This is a genomic window from Pseudorhodoplanes sp., from assembly GCF_035565855.1.
Taxonomy (GTDB): Bacteria; Pseudomonadota; Alphaproteobacteria; order Rhizobiales; family Xanthobacteraceae; genus Pseudorhodoplanes.
On sequence record NZ_DATMRX010000352.1, the window covers coordinates 1 to 2,445 of the forward strand.

2 protein-coding genes are annotated in these 2,445 nt (G+C 64.9%); one reads left to right on the forward strand and one right to left on the reverse strand.

From position 1 onward, the window contains the following. Nucleotides 1–9: 9 nt before the first annotated feature. Nucleotides 10–1,197 carry a hypothetical protein gene (locus VN004_RS20180; RefSeq protein ID WP_325613965.1) on the reverse strand — a complete coding sequence of 396 codons (1,188 nt, stop codon included), beginning with the start codon at nt 1,195–1,197 and terminating at the stop codon, nt 10–12. A gap of 615 nt (nt 1,198–1,812) precedes the next feature. Here VN004_RS20180 and VN004_RS20185 point away from each other — a divergent pair. Beyond that, a partial coding sequence (locus VN004_RS20185; protein ID WP_325613966.1) for a TGS domain-containing protein occupies nt 1,813–2,445 on the forward strand: 633 nt, incomplete at its 3' end.

Here is a 2,445-nt window from a genome sequence, read left to right on the forward strand (position 1 = left end):
GCGCGAACATCAGGTGCGACCACCACATCGCATCGGCGCTCCGTTCAGCGCTTCCAAAAGCCACTTGGTCGACAGCCTGGTTTCCCGCCGCCACTCGTCCTTTTCCTCGTGCAGCACCATGGACTCGCTGGCCGCGAGGCGGCTCAGCGCATCGGCGGCCACCGGCTGGACCCGCAATTCAGTCGCGACGTCCGGACGTCTCCCCTCATTGAAGACGAGGACAAAAGCGTCGCCGGACGTCACGCGCAAGGCGAGCCGCGCTCCCTGCTCATTGGTCGGCAATTCGCGCCGCAGCGTGACATACGGCCGCTGACCGGCCACGCAATCGATGCCGATGATTGTCGTCCGATACTCGTTCTGATTACTGCGCGATGGCTGGGTCACCGATTTGACGACCGTGAATTTCCCGTCCGCGAGCGGGATGCGCAACCATTGCGTCTCGAAATGATCCCCCGGGATGACGCCGTAACGGCTCAACTCCTCCGGTGACAGCCAATGGACCTGATTATGCGGAGTCCTGATCGCAAGATCGATGATTGCGGGATCGACCCCGGCGAGCGTGACATATTGCTTCAACAATTCGTAGGACTGGCGCTCGGCCTGGCGCACCGCCGCGACATCCTCCCGCATGGCCTTGCTGCCGCTTGCGCGAGGAAGAAGACGGCTCGCATGCACACCGAACCGCGCCCCTGATCCGATGCGCCGACCGGATGCGCCGATCAACGCATATCCGCAGCCGGAGGCGCATATCCCCGTCTCGACCCGCAGTCTCGCCTTCAGGACGCCGCCTGAGGCCATCAGCTTGCGGCAGGCAGCGTCGGCGCGCGGACGCACGCGACAGCCTTCCGGGATGGTCTGGCCAATGCCGGCGACCATGCGCCGCTCACGCAGCACGTTTCCGGTGGCGATGGACGGCTGCAATTCCCCGCCCGGCGAATGGAAGAATATGGGAAGCCGGCGACGCGCGGGGACTTTCAGAAAGTCGCTCAGCCGTTCGTGGACTTCAGGATCGAAAGTGCCTTCAGCCGCAATCCAGGTGTCGCAGCCCGGCCCGCATGCATTGGGCGCGCCCTTGGCGACGAAGAAGATCATCGGCTCGTGCTTGAACGCAGGACGCGGCTTCTGCGACGGCTGCGCGAGCGCGGCGCCTGGCATCAGAAGGGCCACAAGGGCCGCAAGGGGTCGAAGCAGCGTCATCCGGGTTCGCCAACCGACTTCACCAGCATAGGGACAGTTGGGTGCGAAATAACGGCGCCGCGAGCCCCGCCCGCATGAAATTCCCGTCACAAGCGATGTCGGCGAGCCAAGACCTGTACCGGTGCTTGACGGGGCGACGGTCTGAGACTATATTCCTATCACCTCGCTCACCGAGGGGCGTCAACCGGTGACGCCAGTTGATGGAGCGGGGTGCGGCGCCTGCGGGCGCGCGTTCGTCGCGCGCGCACCCGGGCTGCATGGGGGCACCGCCCGGGGTCATTAGGAACCCCTGCCGGGAGCCGGCTGACGCCATGCGTCGCTTCAGGCGCATGGAGGCAAAGCGCGGCCCCATGCCGGACGGAAAACGCCGCGAATGGTGCGCCGTAAGGCGGCCGGCCCCGCAAGGGTTCGGCGCAACAGGAATGCCCTGCGTCTTTCGGCGCATCATTCCCCTCACCTTCTCCATGGGAGTACGGGCGCGCCCGCGCCGGCCAAACAACAGGGCCGGCGGAGCTTTGCCCGCAAACCAATTGCCCTCCCCGATTCCCCTGCTATATCCCTCGCTTCATCCGCTTACCCGCGCTCGTTCGCGGGAGTGAGCAACAGGAGACGATCATGGCTCAGGTCACGCTGACCTTCCCCGACGGCGCACGCCGCGAATTCCCCAAAGGCACCACCGGTCTCGACATTGCCAAGGGCATCTCGCCATCGCTGGCCAAGCGCACGGTGGCGATGGCGCTCGACGGCACGGTCACCGACCTCGCCGATCCGATCGAGACGGACGCGAAGATCGAATTCCTCAATCGCGAGGACCCGCGCGCGCTGGAACTGATCCGGCACGATGCCGCGCACGTGCTCGCGGAGGCCGTGCAGGCGCTGTGGCCCGGCACCCAGGTCACCATCGGCCCGGTGATCGAGAACGGCTTCTATTACGACTTCGCGCGCAACCAGCCGTTCACGCCGGAAGACCTGTCCGCGATCGAAAAGAAGATGCGCGAGATCATCGCGCGCGACAAACCCTTCACCAAGGAAGTCTGGTCGCGCGAGGAGGCCAAGAAGAAGTTCCGCGAGATGGGCGAGAACTTCAAGGTCGAGCTGGTCGACGCCATTCCCGAAGACCAGCAGATCAAGATCTACAAACAGGGCGACTGGTTCGATCTGTGCCGCGGCCCGCACATGACCTCGACCGGCAAGATCGGCAATGCCTTCAAGCTGATGAAGGTCGCAGGCGCCTATTGGCGCGGCGAT